This is a genomic window from Massilia sp. 2TAF26 (genome assembly GCF_052115005.1).
Lineage (GTDB): Bacteria > Pseudomonadota > Gammaproteobacteria > Burkholderiales > Burkholderiaceae_D > Telluria.
The window spans coordinates 1-20389 of the sequence record NZ_JBFRFV010000040.1; the positions used below are offsets into that span (position 1 = coordinate 1).

Annotated in this window: 19 protein-coding genes and 1 tRNA gene; 13 read left to right on the forward strand and 7 right to left on the reverse strand. The window is 66.6% G+C overall.

All coding sequences use genetic code 11. The features are described 5' to 3' along the window. Positions 1-199: 199 nt before the first annotated feature. Positions 200-385, reverse strand: coding sequence for a hypothetical protein (locus AB4Z32_RS25260; protein ID WP_442124614.1), 186 nt, complete (start codon positions 383-385; stop codon positions 200-202). Positions 386-529: 144 nt separating this feature from the next. After that, entirely contained in the window at positions 530-1177 is a 648-nt protein-coding gene (locus tag AB4Z32_RS25265) for a TetR/AcrR family transcriptional regulator (RefSeq protein ID WP_442124615.1), read from the reverse strand. 115 nt (positions 1178-1292) lie between these two features. Between AB4Z32_RS25265 and AB4Z32_RS25270 the strand changes: the two genes are divergently transcribed. The 4 genes from AB4Z32_RS25270 (at position 1293) to AB4Z32_RS25285 (ending at position 6102) form a co-directional block, all read left to right on the forward strand. Next, positions 1293-2456, forward strand: a complete 1164-nt coding sequence (locus AB4Z32_RS25270; RefSeq protein WP_442124616.1) for an HlyD family secretion protein — start codon at positions 1293-1295, stop codon at positions 2454-2456. A gap of 10 nt (positions 2457-2466) precedes the next feature. Next, positions 2467-4056, forward strand: a complete 1590-nt coding sequence (locus AB4Z32_RS25275; RefSeq protein ID WP_442124617.1) for a DHA2 family efflux MFS transporter permease subunit — start codon at positions 2467-2469, stop codon at positions 4054-4056. 102 nt (positions 4057-4158) lie between these two features. Further along, on the forward strand, positions 4159-5646 hold the full coding sequence (locus AB4Z32_RS25280) for an efflux transporter outer membrane subunit (protein ID WP_442124618.1): 1488 nt from the start codon (positions 4159-4161) through the stop codon (positions 5644-5646). Between the two features lie 126 nt (positions 5647-5772). Continuing rightward, positions 5773-6102 carry a TM2 domain-containing protein gene (locus tag AB4Z32_RS25285; RefSeq protein ID WP_442124619.1) on the forward strand — a complete coding sequence of 110 codons (330 nt, stop codon included), beginning with the start codon at positions 5773-5775 and terminating at the stop codon, positions 6100-6102. Positions 6103-6108: 6 nt separating this feature from the next. Here AB4Z32_RS25285 and AB4Z32_RS25290 read toward each other — a convergent pair whose 3' ends face one another. Further along, entirely contained in the window at positions 6109-6381 is a 273-nt protein-coding gene (locus AB4Z32_RS25290) for a hypothetical protein (protein WP_442124620.1), read from the reverse strand. A gap of 108 nt (positions 6382-6489) precedes the next feature. Between AB4Z32_RS25290 and AB4Z32_RS25295 the strand changes: the two genes are divergently transcribed. From AB4Z32_RS25295 to AB4Z32_RS25325, 7 genes are all read left to right on the forward strand, one after another. Then, positions 6490-7527: a WD40/YVTN/BNR-like repeat-containing protein gene (locus tag AB4Z32_RS25295; protein ID WP_442124621.1), complete on the forward strand. Its 1038-nt coding sequence runs from the start codon at positions 6490-6492 to the stop codon at positions 7525-7527. A gap of 346 nt (positions 7528-7873) precedes the next feature. Beyond that, positions 7874-9601: an ABC transporter permease gene (locus tag AB4Z32_RS25300; protein ID WP_442124622.1), complete on the forward strand. Its 1728-nt coding sequence runs from the start codon at positions 7874-7876 to the stop codon at positions 9599-9601. 24 nt (positions 9602-9625) lie between these two features. Beyond that, positions 9626-10921: an ABC transporter ATP-binding protein gene (locus AB4Z32_RS25305; protein ID WP_442124623.1), complete on the forward strand. Its 1296-nt coding sequence runs from the start codon at positions 9626-9628 to the stop codon at positions 10919-10921. An 86-nt stretch (positions 10922-11007) separates the two neighbouring features. Further along, positions 11008-12747 (forward strand): dipeptidyl-peptidase 3 family protein, encoded by a 1740-nt coding sequence (locus AB4Z32_RS25310; protein WP_442124624.1) that lies wholly within the window; start codon positions 11008-11010, stop codon positions 12745-12747. 191 nt (positions 12748-12938) lie between these two features. Then, a complete protein-coding gene (locus AB4Z32_RS25315; protein WP_442124625.1) occupies positions 12939-13640 on the forward strand; it encodes a hypothetical protein in 702 nt (233 codons plus the stop codon). Positions 13641-13761: 121 nt separating this feature from the next. After that, on the forward strand, positions 13762-14622 hold the full coding sequence (locus tag AB4Z32_RS25320; protein ID WP_442124626.1) for a BON domain-containing protein: 861 nt from the start codon (positions 13762-13764) through the stop codon (positions 14620-14622). A gap of 136 nt (positions 14623-14758) precedes the next feature. Beyond that, the gene (locus AB4Z32_RS25325; RefSeq protein WP_442124627.1) at positions 14759-15595 is read left to right on the forward strand and encodes an HDOD domain-containing protein; all 837 of its coding nucleotides are present in this window, start codon (positions 14759-14761) and stop codon (positions 15593-15595) included. Here the strand turns inward: AB4Z32_RS25325 and AB4Z32_RS25330 are convergent, their stop codons facing one another. Continuing rightward, positions 15596-16510, reverse strand: a complete 915-nt coding sequence (locus AB4Z32_RS25330; protein ID WP_442124628.1) for a LysR family transcriptional regulator — start codon at positions 16508-16510, stop codon at positions 15596-15598. It abuts the gene before it with no gap. A gap of 96 nt (positions 16511-16606) precedes the next feature. Between AB4Z32_RS25330 and AB4Z32_RS25335 the strand changes: the two genes are divergently transcribed. Then, positions 16607-17161, forward strand: a complete 555-nt coding sequence (locus AB4Z32_RS25335) for a cysteine hydrolase family protein (RefSeq protein WP_442124629.1) — start codon at positions 16607-16609, stop codon at positions 17159-17161. A gap of 95 nt (positions 17162-17256) precedes the next feature. Further along, the gene (locus AB4Z32_RS25340; protein WP_442124630.1) at positions 17257-18279 is read left to right on the forward strand and encodes a choice-of-anchor A family protein; all 1023 of its coding nucleotides are present in this window, start codon (positions 17257-17259) and stop codon (positions 18277-18279) included. A gap of 7 nt (positions 18280-18286) precedes the next feature. On the opposite strand, the gene AB4Z32_RS25345 is transcribed toward AB4Z32_RS25340, so the two are convergent. The 3 genes from AB4Z32_RS25345 to AB4Z32_RS25355 all read right to left on the reverse strand — a co-directional run bounded on the left by AB4Z32_RS25345 (position 18287) and on the right by AB4Z32_RS25355 (position 20350). Continuing rightward, positions 18287-19453, reverse strand: a complete 1167-nt coding sequence (locus tag AB4Z32_RS25345; protein ID WP_442124631.1) for an MFS transporter — start codon at positions 19451-19453, stop codon at positions 18287-18289. A 142-nt stretch (positions 19454-19595) separates the two neighbouring features. Then, the gene (locus AB4Z32_RS25350) at positions 19596-20201 is read right to left on the reverse strand and encodes an IMPACT family protein (protein WP_442124632.1); all 606 of its coding nucleotides are present in this window, start codon (positions 20199-20201) and stop codon (positions 19596-19598) included. Positions 20202-20274: 73 nt separating this feature from the next. Then, positions 20275-20350 (reverse strand) — tRNA-Lys (locus AB4Z32_RS25355). Between the last annotated feature and the right edge of the window lie 39 nt (positions 20351-20389).

Consider the following 20389-nt stretch of genomic DNA (forward strand, 5'->3'; position numbering starts at 1 on the left):
CGGTCGCGCTGGCGCCGCGTTAGAGAGGACAGGCGTTGCAGGAACTGTTCGAACTGCCGTGCTTGCATGGGGCCTCCGTCAACGGTTCAGGTCGACATTGGACCGCAGGCTTGCAGAAAAGATTCCACACTTGGCGCGAACAGCGCCAAAAAAAATGCCGCCCAGCGAACTGGACGGCGTGTCGGTAGCGTGTTTCAGCTCAGTTGTAACTGGTCCAGTGTTGCGGAATCTCGATGTGGCCCGACTGGGCCGCGTCGGCGTAGGCACGCATCTCGGCAACGACGGCCTCGAGTTGTTCCTTGCCCGGATTCGCAAGGAAGCCCTTCATGCGCTCCTGCACCGCAGCCTGCTGGTCTCGCCATTCGTAACGTGACGCCTTGCTCATGCTACCCCCTTGCGGCGAACTGCCGTCTTTGTACTTATCGTGTTCATGACATCCTCCTTCTTAAGACTTTCAGGATGCCCGAACCGGGTCGAGGCGGTCCGTGCGATGCCGCACACTGACTCGGCCGGCCAGGGGCAGGGGAGCTCAGGGCCGGGCCAGCACGGCGCGGTAGAACAGCGCGAGGCGGCGGTCGAGTTCGCGGAGCGCCTGGTCCAGAGGCTGTTTTTCGGGCGGGAACACGAAACGGCACAGCTGGTCGCCGGCGATGCAGCCCATCAGGTGGCCGGGCAGCAGGTCGATGTCGATGTCGGGGTGCAGCTGGGCGCGGATGTCCGGACGGGCGAAGAAACGGCCCAGCATCTCGCGGGTCTGGCGCGGACCGCCGTTCCAGAAGGCTTCCGCCAGTTCGGGATTGGTCGGCGCTTCCGCCATCACGATGCGCTGCATGTCCACCGCTTCCTGCGAGATGAGCAGTCCATACATCTGGCGCGCGAAATCGTCCACGATTTCCTTCAGCGGACGGGTGTCCGTCTGCATCGGCTGGCTGCGGAAGAAACGGTCGCGCTTGGCCGCCAGCACCGCGTGCAGCAGGCCGGCCTTGCCGCCGAATTTCACGTAGATGGTGCGCACCGCCACGTGGGCGGCGCGGGCGATCGATTCCAGGCTGGTCTTGGTATAGCCGTTCTTGAGGAAGAGACCGCCGGCAATCTGCAGCAGCTCCTGCGTGCGTGCTTCGACCTCGGCGGCCTTGGGCCGGCCGGCGGCCTTGCAGTCGTTTACGGGTTTGTCCATGACGACACTCTAGCCCAGAAAAAAATGAAATGCAACCGTTTCATTTCTTGACTTCGCCAATTCTTTGTCGAATAATGCGATGAACCCATTTCATTTTTTCTTCGGAGTCGTATTCATGGCAGATTCGCAAACCACGGTCCAGCAGAAACCGTCCGCCGCCGTTCCGCCGGCAGCGCCGGCCGCCGCCAACGGCAGCAAGGGACCGCCGAAGCGCGTGCTGATGGTGGTCGGCGTGATCGCCCTGGCCGCGCTCATCGCCGGCGGCCGCATGTGGTACCGCAGCAGCAACTTCGTCGAAACCGAAAACGCCTACATCACCGGCCACGTGCATCCGGTCTCGGCACGCATCCCTGGCGTCGTCACCAAGGTCCTGTTCGACGACAACCAGCTGGTCAAGGCCGGCGACGTGCTGGCCGAGCTGGACCCGGCCGACCAGGGCGTGAAGGTCGAGCAGATCCAGGCCCAGATCGCCAGCGTGCAGCAGCAGATCGTGCAGGCCGACGCCGCCGTCGAGCAGGCCAGGGCCCAGGCCTCGGCCGCCGGCGCCCAGGTGGTGCAGGCCCAGGCCAACCTGGTGCGCGCCAGACAGGACGCCGAACGCTACGGCCAGCTGTACAACACCAACATGAAGGCCGTCTCGAAGGCCGAGGTCGACGCCGCCACCGCGGCCCGCGCTGGCGCCACCGCCGACGTCAACGCACGCCGCGACAACGCCAATGCCGCCAAGGCCCAGATCGCCGCCGCCGGCTCGGCGCGCGACGTGCTGAAGGCCCAGGTCAAGGTGCTGCAGGCCCAGCTCAAGGACGCCCGCCAGCAGCTCGGCTACAACCAGATCGTGGCGCCGGTCAGCGGCCGCATCGGCAAGCGCAGCGTCGAAGTCGGCGCCCGCATCCAGCCGGGCCAGCAGCTGGCCGCCATCGTCCAGGACGACGTCTGGGTCACCGCCAACTTCAAGGAAACCCAGCTGCCGGGCCTGGTGCCGGGCCAGGAAGTCAGGATCGAAGTCGACGCCCTGAAGGACAAGGAACTGGTCGGCCGCGTGGACAGCTTCTCGCCGGCCTCGGGCAACCAGTTCGCGCTGCTGCCGGCCGATAACGCGACCGGTAACTTCACCAAGATCGTCCAGCGCGTGCCGGTCAAGATCACCTTCAAGCCGGAAGACCTGAAGAAGTACGCCGGCCGCCTGGTGCCCGGCATGTCGACGGTGGTCGAGATCGACCTGCGCCAAAAGCCGGCACAAGGCGCGCAGCAGCCGGCCCGCACCGCGTCGGCCCAGTAAAGGGATCGTCATGACGAGTTCCACCCAGACGATGAGCATGCCGGCCAACGGCACGCACGTCGACGCCCGCACCTGGATCGCGGTGGCCGCCGGCCTGCTCGGCGCCTTCATGGCGGTGCTCGACATCCAGATCACCAACTCCTCGCTGCGCGACATCCTCGGTACGCTGTCGGCCACCCAGGAGGAGGGCTCGTGGATCTCGACCGCCTACCTGTGCGCCGAGATCGTGGTGATCCCGATGACCGCGCTGTTCGTGCGCGCCTTCGGCCAGCGCCGCTACCTGATGCTGACCACGGCGCTGTTCCTGGCCTTCTCGACCCTGTGCGGCGCGGCCTGGAACCTGCAGAGCATGATCGTGTTCCGCATGCTGCAGGGCTTCACAGGCGGCGCCCTGATCCCGATGGCGATGACCCTGGTGATGACCCGCCTGCCTCCCGCCAAGCGCGCGGTCGGCATGGCGATGTTCGGCCTGACCGCGACCCTGGCCCCGGCCATGGGCCCGACCCTGGGCGGCTACCTGACGGAGCTGTACGGCTGGCCCTCGATCTTCTACATCAACTGGGTGCCGGGCGTGCTGCTGATCGCCGGCATGTACTGGGGCCTGGACAAGGAGCCGCTGAACCTGAAGATGCTGGCCAAGGCCGACTGGCTGGGCATCGCCTTCATGGCGGTCGGCCTGGCCAGCCTGACCATCTTCCTGGAAGAGGGCAATTCGAAGGACTGGTTCGAGTCGAGCTTCATCATCACCTTCGCCGCGCTGGCGCTGATCGGCATCCTGGGCTGGGTGGTGATCGGCTTCTGGCGCGCCGACCCCTTCGTCAACCTGCGCCTGTACGGCCAGCGCAACTTCATGGTGGCGACCATCCTGTCGGCGGTGATCGGCATGGGCCTGTACGGCTCGTCTTACCTGCTGCCGCTGTACCTGGGCCAGATCGCCGGCTATTCGCCGATGCAGATCGGCGAGGTCATCGCCTGGATGGGCCTGCCGCAGCTGTTCGTGATGCCCTTCGTGGCGCGCCTGTCGCAGAAGATCGACAACCGCATCATGTGCATGTTCGGCCTGGGCCTGTTCGGCATCTCCTGCCTGATGAACGCCTTCATGGACGCCAGCACCGGCTACGACCAGCTGATGGTCACCCAGGTCATTCGCGCGATCGGCCAGCCCTTCGTGATGCTGACCCTGTCGAACTTCGCGATGAACGGCATCGCGCCGAAGGACATGCCGTCGGCCTCGAGCCTGTTCAACATGACCCGCAACCTGGGCGGCTCGGTGGGTATCGCGCTGCTGGCGACCTCGCTGACCAACCGCGAGCACTTCCACTCGGCGCGCATCGGCGAATCGGTGTCGCTGTTCGCGTCCGCCACCCAGGCCCGCCTGGACCAGCTGACCCAGTTCTTCGTTTCGCAAGGCATCGACCCGGCCACCGCGGCCAACCAGGCGATCGCGGCGATCGACCGCATCGTGCGCCGCGAGGCTTACGTGATGGCCTACAACGACGGCTTCTTCCTCGTCGGCGTGATCCTGATCGCGGCGATCGTGCCGCTGTGGTTTGCGGACAAGGTCAAGTCGCCTGGCGGGGCTGGGAGCGGCGGCCATTAATGATTAGACGTCGTCCCCGCGAAGGCGGGGATCCAAGTTCGTGGCGAACCATGGAAACTTGGGGCCCCGCCTTCGCGGGGGCGACGGGACGGATAACTCTCAATGAAAAATACTATGTTCAAGCCTGTCATCCACACCGCTGTCGCCGCGGCCGTCGCCGCGCTCCTCGCCGCCTGCGGCACCGTCGGTCCCGACTTCAAGGCCCCGCAGGACATCGCGAGCCCGGCATACCGCCACGCGCAGGCCGGCCAGCAGCAGGACGCCGCGCGCCTGCCGGCCGACTGGTGGACCGTGTTCGGCGACCAGACCCTGGACACCCTCGAGCAGCGCGCGCTGCACGATAACCCGAACGTGCGCGCCGCCGCGCAGCGCCTGGTGCAGGCACAGGCCCAGCTGGGCGTGGTGCGCGCCGGCCAGCTGCCGTCGGTGAACGTGCAGGCCGGTATCTCGAACTCGCGCACCTCGGCCGAGACCTCGCAGGGCCTGGCGCTGGGCCACCGCTCGATCGAAGGTAACAACTACTCGCTAGGTGCCGGCTTCTCGTGGGAGCTGGACCTGTGGGGCCGCGTGCGCCGCGTGGTCGAAGCGGCCGATGCCCAGGCCCTGGCGGCCCAGGACGACCGCGACGGCGTGTTGCTGATGCTGTCGGGCCAGGTCGCAACCACCTACTGGCAGCTGCGCGGCCTGGACGCCGAGCTGGCGATCCTGCGCAGCGCGCTGGCGACCCGCCGCGAATCCCAGGAACTGATCGAGGCGCGCTTCAACGCCGGCCTGTCGAACGAACTGGACGTCTCGCGCACCCGCATCGAACGCGCCAACGCCGAGGCCGACCTGCACGAAGCCCAGCGCCAGCGCAACACGCTGGAGCATGCGCTGTCGGTGCTGGTGGGTGCTTCGCCGAGCGAGCCGCTGGTGGCGAGCAACCAGGGCACCGCCCTGCAGGATAAGCTTTTGCCCCAGCCGCCGAGCATCCCGGTCGGCCTGCCGGCCAGCCTGTTGGGCCAGCGTCCCGACCTGGCATCGAGCGTGGCCGCCCTGAAGGCCTTCAACGCCCAGATCGGCGTGGCCGAAGGCGCCTTCTATCCGGCGCTGTCCTTGACCGGCAACTACGGCTATGCCTCGGAAAGCCTGCGCAACCTGGCCCAGGGCAGCGCGCGCCAGTTTTCCTTCGGTCCGCTGGCGTTGTCGCTGCCGGTGTTCGACGCCGGCCGCAACCGCGCCAACCTGAAGCTGGCCCAGGCCCGTTACGACGAGGCGGTCGCCAACCACGAGGGACGCCTGCTGAGCGCATTGCGCGAAGTGGAAGATGCGCTGTCCGACGTGCAGGAACGCCAGCAGCAGGGCGAGGTGCAGGTCCAGGCGCAGCAGGCGGCAGCCCGCGCGCTGCAGGTGGCCCAGGCGCGCTACGACCGCGGCGTCTCGACCTACCTGGACGTTACCGATGCCCAGCGCAGTGCGCTGGCGGCGGACCGCGCCGCGGCCCAGATCCGTACCCAGCGCCTGCTGGCGGCGGTGTCGGTGGCGCGTGCGCTGGGTGGCGGCTGGAGGCAGGGGGAGCCGGTGGCGACCATCGCCAAGGCCGGCAATTAAGCTGCGCTCCGGCCGGCCCGCATGCCGGCCGGAGAGCGCAGAAATGACGTGATTTTTGGTGATCTTCCGCGCAGGCCCTGCATGCTATGCTCGATCGATAATAATTCCATATGGGGAACCCGATCGATGAACACCGCCGTCAATTCGCAGATGATTTATTGCCGCGCCTGCGGCTCGAACATGCACTTCAGCGCACAAGCCTGCCCGGGCTGCGGCGCGCCCCAGCAGGGCCATGGCTTCAGCGCCTCGCAAAAGCGCATCCTGCCGGCGGCCATCCTGTGCTTCTTCATCGGCTTCCTCGGCGTGCACCGCTTCTATGTGGGCAAGGTCGGCACCGGCATCCTGCAGCTGCTGACCTTCGGTGGCCTCGGCATCTGGGCCTTCGTCGATTTCATCATGATCGTCATCGGGTCCTTCCGCGACAGCGACGGCAACCTGATCAATCTCTGGACCTGACGGGACCTAGCGCTTCTTGCCGCTCCCGCGCTGGTGCTGGGCGCGCTGCTGCTTCTGCTGCGTCTCCACCCGGTTCTGGCGTGCCGTGTACAAGGCCACCGCTTCCTTCTTCGCCTGCTCCAGCGTGCGCAGTTCCGGCTTGTCGTCGTGGGCGACGAAGTATTCGGCGTCCTGCGCCTGCATCACCAGCTTGATGGCGGCTTCGTCCTCCATGTCGTAGATTTCGGTGAGCAGGGTCGTGACTTCGTCGAGGAAGGCTTCGTAGGTGAGGGTATTCATGGTTTTCGCTTCAAATTCCGGATAAGGCGGCCATTATCGCAAACTCGCCCCTGGCGCGGGCGGCGGTGTAATATCGGCACTCATCATTAATACGACACGCCGGACTCCATGCACCCACGCTCCCTCCTGATCGCCGCACTGCTGGCCTCCAGCGCCGCCTCCGCCCAGTCCTGGCAAGCCACCCCCAGCGGCACCAGCGCCGAACTGCGCGGCCTGTCCGTCGTCGATGCCAAGGTCGCCTGGGCCAGCGGCGCCAAGGGCACCGTGTTGCGCACCGTCGACGGCGAACACTGGCAGGCGATGCAGGTGCCGGAGGCCGACAAGATCGACTTCCGCGACATCCAGGCCTTCGATGCGAAGACCGCCGTGGTGATGGGCGCCGGCCCCGGCGCGGCTTCGCGCATCTACCGGACCGAAGACGGCGGCGCCAGCTGGCGCCTGATGACGACCAACCAGGTGGCGGACGGCTTCTGGGACGCGATGGCGTTCTGGGACAAGGACCACGGCATCCTGTTCGGCGATCCGGTCAAGGGCAGCTTCCAGGTCTACACCACCGGCGACGGCGGCGCGTCCTGGCAGCTCGTCGAGACCGAGGGACTGGAGGCGATGCCGAACGAGGGCGCCTTCGCCGCCAGCGGCACCTGCCTGACGGTGGCCGGCACCAACGATGCGTGGATCGCCACCGGCGGTTCGGCCAATTCGCGCGTGTTCCATTCGCTTGATCGCGGCAAGACCTGGCGCGCGCAAGCGACGCCGATCCCGGCCGGGGCGGCGGCCCGTGGCGTGTTCTCTGTCGCCTTCCTGGACCCGAAAGTAGGCTTTGCCGCCGGCGGCGATTACAAGGAGACGCAAATGGCCGGCATCAACGGCGCGCGCACGGAAGATGGCGGCGCGAGCTGGAGTCCGGTCCAGGTGCAGCCGGCCGGCTACATGTCGGTGGTGGTGCCGGTGCCGGGCGCACCGCGCACCCTGGTTGCCGCCGGCCTGGCCGGCTCCGGCTTCTCGCGCGACGCCGGAAAGAGCTGGACCGTGCTGGACAAGACGCCGATGAACACGGTCGGTTTCGCCAGCCCGACGACCGGCTGGGCGGTGGGGCCGAAGGGCCTCTTGATGAAGTACAGCGGACCGGTTCTTGTCGGCAAATAAACACATGGGCGGCGCGCCCTGCGCCGGGAATCACGATCGTGGTTGACGCCCTGTAGAGCGGGCAATTACACTCGCTCTGTTTTCATTTTTTGGGTCCATTCATGGGCACTTGTTCGAGCGATAGTTGTCGCCAGATCATTTCTGGCACGTTCTCGGCAAGATAACGCAGGCTTTCCCGTCTCCTGCCGTCATCCTGCCAGGATGATGGTATCTTTTCTGTTCCGGCCGTACCGGAACATTCATATTCCAGCAACACGCACACTGGTCACCGGTGGCCGGGCCGCACTGCGGTCCGCCGCCGGCGCGCATATCAACGACGGCTTCACTCTGCGTGCAAGGAACGTGGATGTTCGAGTTCTTCAATGACCGCCGGCCGGCGGTCGACCGCGGCGGACGCGGCTTCAATCGCTGGGATTGGCTCCTGCTGCCGCTGGTGCTGGCGGTGCTGGCCGCCTGCGCCTACGGCGCCATGCAGATGGCGCGTCCTTTCGTAGTCGGCCAGGCGACCCCCATCTCGCTGGACCCCGCGGCGCTGCCTTACTACCTGCTGCGCACCATCCTGCGCATGTTCATCGCGCTCGGCTGCTCGCTGGTGTTCAGCTTCGTGTTCGCGGCCGTCGCCGCCAAGTATCGCGCTGCCGAAAAAGCGCTGATCCCGCTGCTCGACATCCTGCAGTCGGTGCCGATCCTGGGCTTCCAGGCGATCGCGATCGCGCCCTTCATCGCGCTGTTCCCGGGCAGCCTGCTGGGCGTGGAATGCGCGGCCATCTTCGCGATCTTCACCTCGCAGGCCTGGAACATGGCGTTCAGCCTGTACCAGTCGATGCGCACCGTGCCCGACGAACTGAACGAGGCGGCGCGCGTGTTCTGCCTGTCCGGCTGGCAGCGCTTCTGGCGCCTCGAGCTTCCCTACGCGACGCCGGCGCTGCTGTGGAACATGATGATGTCGATGTCGGGCGGCTGGTTCTTCCTGGTCGCCGCGGAAGCGATCTCGGTGGCCGGCCAGGACATCAAGCTGCCGGGCATCGGCGCCTTCATCGCCGTCGCCATCGAGCAGGAAAACGGCAAGGCGGTGGCGTGGGCGATCCTGGCCATGCTGGCCGGCATCGTGTTGTACGACCAGCTGTTCTTCCGCCCGCTTCTGGCCTGGGCCGACAAGTTCCGCTTCGAGGAGTCGCAGGGCGAGACCGCGCAGCGTTCCTGGCTGCTCGACTGGGGCCGCCGCAGCCTCTGGGTCAGCCGTCTGGCGCAGCGCTTCTGGGCGACCATGCGCATCACCCTGGGCTGGTTCGGCACCGCCGCCACCGCGCCGGCCCCGCAAAAGCCGGCGACCTGGCAGCGCATCCTGCCGCGCCTGTGGGACGTGCTGCTGCCGGTGGCCGTGCTGGCCGCCACGCTCAAGCTGGCCGTGTACGTGCACGCGGAAGTCGGCTGGGGCGAAGCCGGCCACGTGGTCCTGCTCGGCCTGGCGACCCTGTTGCGGGTGATGCTGTTGATCGCGCTGGCCTCGCTGTTCTGGGTCCCGGTGGCGGTGTGGATCGGCCTGAGCCCGCGCTATTCACAGCGCGTACAGGCCGTGGCCCAGTTCCTGGCGGCCTTCCCGGTCAACCTGCTGTTCCCGCTGGTGGTGTTCCTGATGGTGAGTTTCAAGCTGAACCCGGATATCTGGCTCAGCCCCCTGATGGTGTTCGGCACTCAGTGGTACATCCTGTTCAACGTGGTGGCGGGGGCCTCGACCATCCCGACCGAGCTGCGGCTGGCGGCCGACAACCTGGGCCTGCGCGGCTGGCTGAAGTGGAAACGGGTCTACCTGCCGGCGGTGTTCCCGGCCTACCTGACCGGCGCGATCACGGCCAGCGGCGGCTCCTGGAACGCCAGCATCGTGGCCGAATACGTCACCTGGGGCAAGACCACGCTGGCGGCGCAGGGCCTGGGCAGCTACATCAAGCAGATGACGGACGCCGGCGACTTCCCGCGCATCGCGCTCGGCATCGGCATCATGTGCATCTTCGTGATGCTGCTGAACCGCTTCTTCTGGCGCAAGCTGTACCTCCTCGCCGACAATCGTGGCTGAGCCGCGGACTTCGAAGGAAACGAAATGACGCAAGATATCCTGATCCATCTGGCCTCGGTGGGCAAATCCTTCAGCGGCGCCGACGGCGTGCCGCGGCGCATCCTGGACGGCGTCGACTTCACGCTGCGCCAGGGAGAAATCGTCGCGCTGCTCGGCAAGTCCGGCTCCGGCAAATCGACCCTGCTGCGCATCATGGCCGGCCTGGTGCCGTCCGACGGCGGCAACGCCAGCTACCGCGGCCAGCCGATCGCCGGCCCGGCGCCGGGTGTGGCGATGGTGTTCCAGTCCTTTGCCCTGTTCCCGTGGCTGACCGTGCAGCAGAACGTCGAGCTGGGCCTGGAGGCGCAGGGCGTATCGCCGGACGAACGCGAACGCCGCGCCGACGCCGTGCTCGAGCTGATCGGCCTGGCCGGCTTCGGCGGCGCGCTGCCGCGCGAGCTGTCGGGCGGCATGCGCCAGCGCGTCGGCATCGCGCGCGCCCTGGTCACGAACCCGGACGTGCTGCTGATGGACGAAGCCTTTTCCGCCCTCGACGTGCTGACCGGCGAGACCCTGCGCGACGACATCCTGCAGCTGTGGGAGAGCAAGCAGATCCCGACCCGCGGCATCGTGGTCGTGTCCCACAACATCGAGGAAGCGGTGATGATGGCCGACCGCATCATCATCCTGTCCAGCGATCCGGGCCGCATCGTCAGCGAAGTCCGGATCGACCAGCCGCGTCCGCGGGTTGCCGACAGCCCGCGCGTGCGCGCCCTGATCGACGAGGTGTATGGCCTGATGACGATGCGCCGCCCGGCGCCGGCGGTCGCGGTCGGGATGCCGGCCCGCCATCCGGATTTCGGCCTGCCGGACACCGACGTCAGCCGCATCGAGGCGGTGCTGGAACTGGTGGCCGAGCCGCCCTTCGACGGCCGCGCCGACCTGCCGCACCTGGCCGAGGAAGCCGAGCTGTCCGACGAGGAGCTGTTCCCGACCTTCGAGGCGCTGGCGATGCTGGGCCTGGCCCAGGTCGAAAGCGGCGACATCATGCTGACCCACCTGGGCCGCCGCTACGCCGGCGCCGAACAGGCCGAGCGCCAGGAGATCTTCGGCCGCCAGGTGCTGGAGAACGTGCCGCTGGCGGCGAAGATCCGCGCCGCGCTGGCCGAGAGCGCCGGCGGCACGCTGTCCGAAGAACCCTTCATCGAACTGCTGGAAGAGGGCATGAAGGAAAACCGCGCCCGCCGCACCCTGAATATCGCGGTGGAGTGGGGCCGCTACGGCGAACTGTACGAGTACGACTTCCACCTCAAGCGCCTGAAGCTGCCGGACATCGAGTAGCGCGTCGGGTAGCGGCAATAACGGTAAGGTAAACGCGGCGATAGTTGGATTACAATCGCCCGCATTACAACTACGCGAGAGACGCCATGAAGAATCTGTTCAGCCCACTGGTCGCCGCCCTGCTGGCTGCCGGCGCAATGTCCATCCCGGCCCTGGCCCTTGATGCCCCCGCGCCGGCCACGGTCGCCCAGCTGACCGCGATGGAGAAACGCTTTGCCCCGGTCGACCTGAACGCCGACACCAGCAAGCTGTCGAAGGGTGACCTGGTCGCCATCGAAAAGCTGGTCGAAGCGGCGAAGATCGTCGACACCCTGCAGCTGCGCCAGCGCTGGTCCGGCAACGAGGCGCTGTGGGCCGCGCTGCAGAAGGACAAGACGCCGCTGGGCAAGGCGCGCCGCGACTACTTCTGGCTGAACAAGGGACCGTGGTCCATCATCGACGGCAACCATTCCTTCATGCCGGCCGAGTATGCCGGCATTAACATCCCGGCCGAGAAGCCGGCGGGCGCGAACTTCTATCCGGAAGGCGCCAGCAAGCAGGACCTCGAAGCCTGGATGAACAGCCTGTCGCCGCAGGACAAGGAGCAGGCGCAGTGGTTCTTCACGACCATCCGGAATACCAAGGACGGCAAGGGCAAGCAGCGCTACACCATCGTCAAGTACTCGGACGAATACGCGACCGAGCTGCAGCAGCTGTCCAAATTGCTGAAGGACGCCGCGAACGCCACCGACAACGCCTCGCTGAAGAAATTCCTGAACCTGCGCGCCGAGGCCTTCCTGTCGAACGACTACCTGGCCTCCGACTTTGCCTGGATGGACCTGGATTCGCCGGTCGACGTCACCATCGGCCCCTACGAGACCTATAACGACGAACTGTTCGGCTACAAGGCCGCCTTCGAAGCCTATGTGAACGTGCGCGACGCGAAGGAAACCGAGAAGCTGAACTTCTTCGGCAAGCACATGCAGGAGCTGGAGAACAACCTCCCGCTGGATCCGAAGTACCGCAATCCGAAGGTCGGCGCGATCGCCCCGATGGTGGTCGTGAACCAGGTCTATGGCGCCGGCGACGGCAATATGGGCGTGCAGACCGCCGCCTACAACCTGCCGAACGACGAGCGCATCATCAGCCAGCGCGGCTCCAAGCGCGTGATGCTGAAGAACGTGCAGGAAGCGAAGTTCGACGCCACCCTCAAGCCGATCACGAAACTGGTGCTGAGGCCAAGCGACCAGAAGGACCTCGACTTCGATTCCTTCTTCACCCACATCCTGGCGCACGAGATCATGCACGGCCTGGGCCCGCACGCGACCACCCAGAACGGCAAGCCCTCGACCCCGCGCCAGGACCTGAAGGACACCTACTCGACCATCGAGGAAGCCAAGGCCGACATCACCGGCCTGTGGGCGCTGAGCTACATGATGGACAAGGGCCAGCTGAAATCCTCGCTGGGACAGGGCGCTGCCGCCGAACGTAAGCTGTACAACACCTTCCTGGCATCGGCCTTCCGCACGCTGCACTTCGGCCTGACCGATTCGCACGCGCGCGGCATGGCGATCCAGGTCAACTACCTGCTCGACAAGGGCGGCTTCGTCTCGCACGGCGACGGTACTTTCTCGGTCGACTTCAGCAAGATCAAGCAGGCCGTGGCCGACCTCGACCGAGAATTCCTGACCATCGAAGCCCTAGGGGACTACGCCCGCGCCCAGGCGCTGATGAAGCAGTACGTGGTGATCCGCCCGGACGTGCAGAAGGCGCTCGACAAGATGAAGGCGGTGCCGAATGATATTCGCCCGGCGTTTACGACGGCTGCGAAGCTGACCGGCAAATAAGCTCGTTCGCAAGTAGCCGTCGTTCCCGGCGCAGGCGGGACCGACAGATGCGCGCAGGAACGACGGCGGATTTTTGTACTTCTGGTAAGTTTGCAATTATAAACATCCAGTAAAAAATAGTCCAACGAGGGCTTCCCCAAAGGATAGAATTGCCTATAGGCATGTCATCTATCCCGCGGGGAATCCCTCTCATGTTCAAGTCCTTCCTGCTCGCCGCCGCCCTGTGCGCGGCCTCCCAGGCTGCAAGCAGCGCCAATGCGGCCGACCTCACCGCGCTCGAACAGCGCTGGATTTCTTCCGCCTATCCCGTCCTCGAGTACGCGCGCAGCGTCCAGCTGCCGATCGATATCGTGGTCCAGCCCAAGGCCGGCCCGAACGACGTGCCGCTGGCGATGGGCTTTGCCGAGGGACGCTGCAAGCTGGTGGTGTCGCTGCGCGGCAATCCGGATGCCGAGAAGCAGCTGGCCGGCGTGGCGCCGGAAGCGCAGGGCGAGCTGATCGAGGCGATGGCGGCGCACGAGATCGCGCACTGCTGGCGCTATGCCCAGGGCGCCTGGCATGCGCTGCCGGCCGGCTTCGTCGAGGTCGGCGAAGAAACCGCGGCCGATCCTTCGCTGCTGGCGGAATCGAAGGCGATGCGTGAAATGCGCCGCGAGGAAGGCTATGCCGACCTGGTGGCGCTGGCCTGGACCCGTCGCAGCCACCCCGCCGACTATGCCCGCGTGCACGATTGGCTGTCCCAGGTACGCGCCGTGCAGCCGGTGGCGCGCAGCGGCCACGATACCCGGGTATGGGTGAAGCTGGCCACCGACGGCAAGGGTTTCGGGACAGCCGCGAAGCCCTTCGAAGATGCGGCCACCCTCTGGAAAGAAGGCCTGCTCAGCGACGAGTGATAAACGACGAACAGGTCATTTATTATTTCTTCGACAAGTGTACGTTCACGCACAGATGTCCGGTCCGCCGGGGGCGTTAAATCACCGGTATCAATAATCATCGATACAAGGGACCACCGACATGAAAACGCTGATTGCGACCCTGCTCGCGACGGCCGCCGGCGCCGCGTTTGCCGCACCCACCTTCGCACTGAACCACGATCCCGCCAGCTACCGTGCCGTGACCCAGAAAGCCATGGCCGAGTACAAGGCGGCGACCGCGAAGTGCGACAGCATGAGCGGCAACGACAAGGATGTGTGCATGGCCGAAGCGAGGCTGACCCGCACCCGCACCGAAGCGAATGCCCTGTCCCAGTACAACAATACGCCCAGGGGCCGTGAAAAGGCACGCACCAACCTGGCCGACGCCGAATATGACCTGGCCAAGGCCAGGTGCGGCGCCAGGAGCGGCGCCGACAAGGACGACTGCATGAACAACGCCAAGTCGGTGCACACCGCCGCAGTGGCGGACGCCAAGGCCGGCAGCACCGCCACCGGCGCCAGCGCGGCCGGCGCCACCGCCTCGGGCGGCGACAGCCGCGAGCAGGCCAGGTCCGCCGCCGCCGTCGACAAATGCGCCCAGATGGGCGGCGACGGCAAGACCGGCTGCCTGGTGCAGACCAAGCCCTCAGCCGTGAAGGAGAACGCGGGCGAGATCGCCAACCGCAGCGAGAACGCCGCCGACCGCGCCGGCGACAAGACCCGCGACGCCGCTTCCACCACCCGCGTCGCCGCCTCGGACACCGCCATCACCACCAAGGTGAAGGCCGGCCTGATCAAGGAGCCGGACCTGGAATCGCTGGGCATCCACGTCGAGACCGAGAAGGGCGTCGTGATGCTGAGCGGCTTCGTGAATTCGAAGGCCGAAGCCGACAAGGCGGTCAAGGTCGCCAAGGGTGTCGACGGCGTGGCCAGCGTGAAGAGCGCGATCAAGGTCAAGTAAGCGCTCACCCGGGTTTTCTGCCCGGTAGCGGCCGGCTTTTTGTAGCCGGCCGTATATTTTGTTCTGATACCACAGGTTGCGATCGACCTCACGGAAATTGCCTGTCGGCTAAAGTCTGCAAGGTATAATCGCCGCCGTGAACAGAATCGAAGCCTTCGGATACATTGCGGCCCAGGCGGCGCGCGGTGACATATCATTCCCCACCAGCGTCAACGCCGTGCTGCGCCTGCAGCAGGCGCTGAACGATCCCGATTGCCACCTCGAGGAAGCGATCCGGTTGGTGCTAAGCGAGCCTCAGCTGGCGGCGCGCACGGTGGCGCTGGCGAATTCCTCGACCTTCAATGCCGGCAAGCCGCCGGTCACCAATGTGCGCGCGGCCGTCACCCGGGTCGGCTACCGCAACCTGCAGATGCTGGTGGCCAGCCTGGCGGTGCGCCAGTTCGGCAGCCGCATCCAGGATCCGGCCCTGCGCGCCAAGGCCGAACAGCTGTGGGAGCACACGGTGCAGGTGGCCGCGCTGGCCCAGGTGTTCGCGCGCCGCGTCACCTTCGTGAATCCGGATACCGCCATGTTCGCCGGCATCGTCCACGAGATCGGCGCCTTCTACCTGCTGTCGCGCGCCGATGAATTCCCCGGTCTGCTCGACGACGACGAGGAGCGCTGGGGCGAATTGTGCGAAGACGTGGTCACGCGCGAAGTGGCGCGCCGCCTGGCGCTGCCGGAACCGGTGGCCGACGCCATCTTCGAGCTGCGCGGCTGCTGGCTGAACATGCCGCCGAGCTCGCTGCTCGACACCCTGTTGCTGGGCAACCTGTACGCCAGGGTGCCGTCGCCGCTGGGCGCCGCGGCGCCGCCGCTGCCGGACCATAGCGAAAGCGCGCTCGACTACCTGGTCGACGAGGCCACCCTGCGCACGATCATCGAGGAAGCCGCCGAGCTCAGCGATTCGATGGGCCAGGCCGTGCTGGTCTGATCAGTCCCAGGCCAGTACGCCCGCCTGCCAGGCCTTCGTCGCCGCCACCATCTTCCTGCCGCGCAGGATCTTCACTACCGCCGCCACTTCCGGGCGCCGCATCGCCGCGGCGCCGCCGGCCAGTGCGAAGCTGCGCCGGGCCGGGATCGGCAGCGCCAGCAGGCGCACGCCTTCCGGTTCCGGAAACACCGCCAGCCGCGGCATGATCGAATAACCCATCCCGCGCGCGACCATGGCGGCGATGCTGGTGTCGTTCGCCAGCCGGCGTCCGGGGCGGGCGTCCAGGCCGGTGGCGCGGCAGCGTTCCAACACCTCGTCCGCGCCAGCGCAGGCGAGCTGGATGAAGGACAGGCCGTCGAGCTGGTTCCAGGACAAGGGTTCCGACAGGGGGTGCGCGGCGGGCAGCACCAGCACGTAGTCGTCGTGCAGATAGGGCAGGGAAGCGAGGCCGCGCGCCAGCGGCAGCTGGGCGATGGCGATGTCGGCGCGTCCTGCGCGCAGGGCGGCGAGCAGGGCTTCGCGGTCGGCGTGGCCGTCGTCGATGTCGAGGGCGATGCCCGGGTGGACGGCGGACAGGACCTCGGCCGCATAGGGCAGCAGGTGGGTGCCGAAACTGCGGAAGCAGGCCACCCGCACCTGTCCGGACAGGGTTTGCGTCTCCCTGGCGCTGGCGCGCAGGCCTTGTTCGAGCTGCAGCATCTGCCTGGCCTTCTCCAGTACCCGCAGGCCGGCGGCGGTGGGCGTCGAGCCGCCGTGGGCGCGGTCGAACAGGCGCAGCGCCAGTTCCTTTTCGAGTTCGGCGATCGCATGGCTGATGCGCGACTGGGTGCAGGCCAGTTCGGCGGCGGCCGCGCTGAAACTGCCGTGGTCGGCGACCGCGACGAACATCCGCAATTGGCTGAGCTTGAGAGCCATCGAAATCCTTCATGTCTGGAGCGTCGATTATCCGGGATTTCGGTAGCGCATGCCGGGCGGCGGCGCGAGCATGCGGTTTTCACAAGGAGAGACCGCATGCAATTACCCGCCAACGCCGCCCTGATCGTGATCGACGTCCAGCAAGGCTTCCTCGATCCGCGCTGGGGCCAGCGCAACAACCCGGCTGCCGAGGAAAATATCGCCGCGCTGCTGGCCACCTGGCGCGTCGCGCGCCGCCCGGTGATCCACGTGCGCCACGCCTCGGCGAGCCCGAACGGCGCCTTCCGCGCCGACACGCCCGGCTTCGCCTTCAAAGCCCAGGCGCGGCCGCTGGATGGCGAACCCGTCGTCACGAAGTCGGTCAACAGCGGCTTCATCGGCACCGACCTGGAACGGCGGCTGCGCGAGGGCGGCATCGATACCGTGGTGCTGTGCGGTCTCACCACCGACCACTGCGTGTCGACCACGGCGCGCATGGCCGGCAACCTGGGCTTCAACACCATCGTGGTCGGGGATGCCTGCGCCACCCACGAGCGCACCGGTCCGGACGGCCGCCACTACACGGCCGAGGCGATGCATGCCACGGCGCTGGCCAGCCTGAACGGCGAGTTCGCGCGGATCGCCTCGACGGCGGCCATGCTGGGCGCATAGTTTGAGCCGGGCTCGCAGGATTATGTGAAGTTTTCGTGTAAATTGATGGAATTGATGATACTCTTGAGAATCATCAATTTCTAATTGGAAATTTCATGTTTGTCCTGCGCCGCCTCGCCATCCTCTGTTCAGCCGTCTGCGCCAGCCATGCCCACGCCGGCGTGATCAACCTGACGGCGCCGATCGGCGGCGCCAACGTCTATGCCATCCACGACTTCTCGGCCTATTCGAGCGACGTCGAGGGCGCCATCGTCGCCGGCGGCAACGTGACCCTGCAGAATTACTCGGTCAACGCGAAGAACAAGGATGCCTTCGGCGCCAGGGACATCGCGGTGGCCGCGGGCGGCAAGCTGAAGCTGAGCAATGGCTCGATCAACAATGGCGTGGTGTATGCGGGCGGGACGACCTCGCTCACCTCGGCGCCGGCCGTGAGCACGACCGCGACCAGTCCCGTCGATTTCGCCGGGGCCGAGGCTTACTACAAGACGCTCGCGGCCTCGCTGGCCCAGCTCGACCCGACCGGCAGCGTGAGCGCCTTGTGGAGCGGGGTGAGGGTGAAGGGCAGCGGCGCGGGCAGCGTGGACGTGTTCAATGTGCCGGCCTCGATGTTCGCGACTTCGAGCAGCTGGACCCTGGAGAACCTGACGCCGGGCCAGACCCTGATCTTCAACGTCAGCGGTTCGGCCGGCACCTTCAATAACGGCGGCATCAGCTTCACGCCGCTGGGGAACTACAACGTGCTGTTCAACTTCTACGAAGCCAGCAGCCTGAACGTGAAGGGCGTGATCGGCAGCGTGCTGGCGCCTTATGCGACGGTGAGCGAGAACTGGGGCCAGGTCAACGGCAACGTGGTCGTCGACACCTGGGCCTCGACGGTGCAGATCAACGCCAACCATTACTTTACGCCGGTCGAGGTGGCCGCCTTCACCATGGGTGGCAAGAATCCCGGCACCACCCAGCCCGGCGGCGGCATCAAGCTGCCGGTCGACAATCCGGTCGATGTTCCGGGCCAGCCGCCGGTCAAGACCCCGTCCGCCGACGTGCCGGAACCGGGCAGCGTGGCGCTGCTGCTGGCCGGCCTGGCGGCCGCCGCGCTGGTACGCCGCCGCCAGGCCTGAAAGAGGATCAGGCCAGGGCGCGCACCGCGCGGCGCCCGTGGGCGAGCATCGCGCACGCCAGCACCAGGCCGGCGCCGGCCAGGCCGGCCGCCACCCACTGCGGCGAGGCATAGGAGAAGCCCAGGGTCAGCGGAATGCCGCCGAGGAAGGCGCCCAGGGCATTGCCGATATTGAAGCCGGACTGGCCCAACGAGGAGCCCAGCATCTCGGCTTCGCGCGAGTGCTCGATCAGCAGCATCTGGATCGACGGTCCCAGCGCCAGCGCATTCGCACCGACCAGGAAGGCCAGCACCACCATCGCCGCTTGCGAAGACGCCAGCACGGCGTTCAGCAGCAGCAGCACGATCATCGATGCCAGCAGGATCTGGATCGCGCGCAGGGGATGCACGCGGTCGGCCAGCCTGCCGCCAAAGTGGACGCCCGCCGTCATGCCGACCCCGACCACGATCATGATCATGGGAATCATGTCGGCGTGGAAGCGGGTGACCTCGGTGAGCAGCGGCGCGATGTAGCTGAGCCAGGCGAACAGGCCGCCGGTGCCGATCGAGGTGATGCCCAGCGCCAGCCACAGCTTCGGGTTGCGGAAGATGCGCAGGTCCTGGGCCAGGCCGGCGCGCCGGCTGCCCTCGAAGTAGGGGATGATTTTTTGCGTCATGAAGGCGGTGGCCAGGCCGATCAGGGCGACGATCAGGAACACGATGCGCCAGCTCATGTGATGGCCCAGCCAGGTGCCGGCCGGCACGCCGACCACGTTGGCGATCGTCAGGCCGGAAAACATGCTGGCCAGCGCCGCCGCTTCCTTGCCCTTGTCCGCCAGGCGCGTGGCGACCACGGCGCCGACGCCGAAGAAGGCGCCATGCGGCAGGCCCGCCAGGAAGCGGAACAGCATCATCGTGTGGAAGTTGGGCGCGAAGGCCGACAGCGCATTGAAGGCCGCGAACATCAGCATGAACCAGACCAGCACGCCGCGTGGCGGACGATGGCCGAGCATGCTGACCAGGGTCGGCGCACCGACGACGACGCCGACGGCATAGGCCGAAATCAGGTAACCCGCTTGGGGAATCGAAATATTCAGGCCGGTGGCGACGTCGGGCAGGATGCCCATCATGACGAATTCCGTCATGCCGATGCCGAAACCGCCGAGGGCCAGTGGGGCCAGGCTCTTCTTGATCACGTGTTTTCGCTTTGTAATGACAGCCTGCCACGCAAAATAAGCGGCAGGCGGAACGCTGAGGAACCGGCCATTATCGCGCTACACAGTGGGAGAGTCCGCTTTCGAGTGGTGATGACCGGTATAGCCGGGCATGATAGCGATATCAACGGGGGGCTGCCGGCGCTTCGTCGATCCAGGCAACGCGTCCGCTGCCCGCTTCGTTCAGGCGGGCGATCAGCGGATCGGCCTTGTCCACCGGCATCCGGAACGCGAACCCGACCTGGTCCGCATGCTCGACCTGCTCGAGGGTCGCCCCGGCCAGCTCCAGTTCGCGCCGCACCAGTCCCTCGAGCGGGTAGGGCACGGCGCAGTGCAGCAGGCGCTGGCGGATGATGGCGATCTTGTCCGCCTTCAGCAGGGCCTGGGCAACGCTGTCGGTATAGGCGCGCACCAGTCCGCCGGCGCCCAGCTTGACGCCGCCGAAGTAGCGCACCACGGTGGCCAGCACGCCGTCGAGGTCCTGGTGGCGCAGCACGTCCAGCATCGGGCGTCCGGCGGTGCCGCTCGGCTCGCCGTCGTCGACCGCGGCCGACTGTCCGCCGGCCAGCAGCGCCCAGCACACGTGGGCGGCGCCCGGGTGTTCCGCGCGCAGGGCCGCCACCACTTTTTGCGCGCCGGCGCGGTCCGGCATCGGCTGGACGCAGGCGATGAAGCGGCTCTTCTTGATGATGAGCTCGTGGTGGACGGGGGTGTGGATGGTCTGGGGCATGGGCGTGGGGCCTGGAACGGCTGAAAACAAAAAAGCCAGCTCGAAAGCTGGCTGATCTGCTACTGCTTGTTCGTGGTAGGCCGTGCTGGGCTCGAACCAGCGACCAACGGATTAAAAGTCCGCTGCTCTACCAACTGAGCTAACGACCCGACGGCCCGCATTATAGCGGCTCGGCAGCGTCAGGCCAA

Excerpts from the sequence above, each read along its gene's own strand:
- AB4Z32_RS25260 (WP_442124614.1), bottom strand. The coding sequence starts at position 385 with ATGAGCAAGGCGTCACGTTACGAATGGCGAGACCAGCAGGCTGCGGTG.
- AB4Z32_RS25265 (WP_442124615.1), bottom strand. The coding sequence starts at position 1,177 with ATGGACAAACCCGTAAACGACTGCAAGGCCGCCGGCCGGCCCAAGGCC.
- AB4Z32_RS25270 (WP_442124616.1), top strand. The coding sequence starts at position 1,293 with ATGGCAGATTCGCAAACCACGGTCCAGCAGAAACCGTCCGCCGCCGTT.
- AB4Z32_RS25275 (WP_442124617.1), top strand. The coding sequence starts at position 2,467 with ATGACGAGTTCCACCCAGACGATGAGCATGCCGGCCAACGGCACGCAC.
- AB4Z32_RS25280 (WP_442124618.1), top strand. The coding sequence starts at position 4,159 with ATGAAAAATACTATGTTCAAGCCTGTCATCCACACCGCTGTCGCCGCG.
- AB4Z32_RS25285 (WP_442124619.1), top strand. The coding sequence starts at position 5,773 with ATGAACACCGCCGTCAATTCGCAGATGATTTATTGCCGCGCCTGCGGC.
- AB4Z32_RS25290 (WP_442124620.1), bottom strand. The coding sequence starts at position 6,381 with ATGAATACCCTCACCTACGAAGCCTTCCTCGACGAAGTCACGACCCTG.
- AB4Z32_RS25295 (WP_442124621.1), top strand. The coding sequence starts at position 6,490 with ATGCACCCACGCTCCCTCCTGATCGCCGCACTGCTGGCCTCCAGCGCC.
- AB4Z32_RS25300 (WP_442124622.1), top strand. The coding sequence starts at position 7,874 with ATGTTCGAGTTCTTCAATGACCGCCGGCCGGCGGTCGACCGCGGCGGA.
- AB4Z32_RS25305 (WP_442124623.1), top strand. The coding sequence starts at position 9,626 with ATGACGCAAGATATCCTGATCCATCTGGCCTCGGTGGGCAAATCCTTC.
- AB4Z32_RS25310 (WP_442124624.1), top strand. The coding sequence starts at position 11,008 with ATGAAGAATCTGTTCAGCCCACTGGTCGCCGCCCTGCTGGCTGCCGGC.
- AB4Z32_RS25315 (WP_442124625.1), top strand. The coding sequence starts at position 12,939 with ATGTTCAAGTCCTTCCTGCTCGCCGCCGCCCTGTGCGCGGCCTCCCAG.
- AB4Z32_RS25320 (WP_442124626.1), top strand. The coding sequence starts at position 13,762 with ATGAAAACGCTGATTGCGACCCTGCTCGCGACGGCCGCCGGCGCCGCG.
- AB4Z32_RS25330 (WP_442124628.1), bottom strand. The coding sequence starts at position 16,510 with ATGGCTCTCAAGCTCAGCCAATTGCGGATGTTCGTCGCGGTCGCCGAC.
- AB4Z32_RS25335 (WP_442124629.1), top strand. The coding sequence starts at position 16,607 with ATGCAATTACCCGCCAACGCCGCCCTGATCGTGATCGACGTCCAGCAA.
- AB4Z32_RS25340 (WP_442124630.1), top strand. The coding sequence starts at position 17,257 with ATGTTTGTCCTGCGCCGCCTCGCCATCCTCTGTTCAGCCGTCTGCGCC.
- AB4Z32_RS25350 (WP_442124632.1), bottom strand. The coding sequence starts at position 20,201 with ATGCCCCAGACCATCCACACCCCCGTCCACCACGAGCTCATCATCAAG.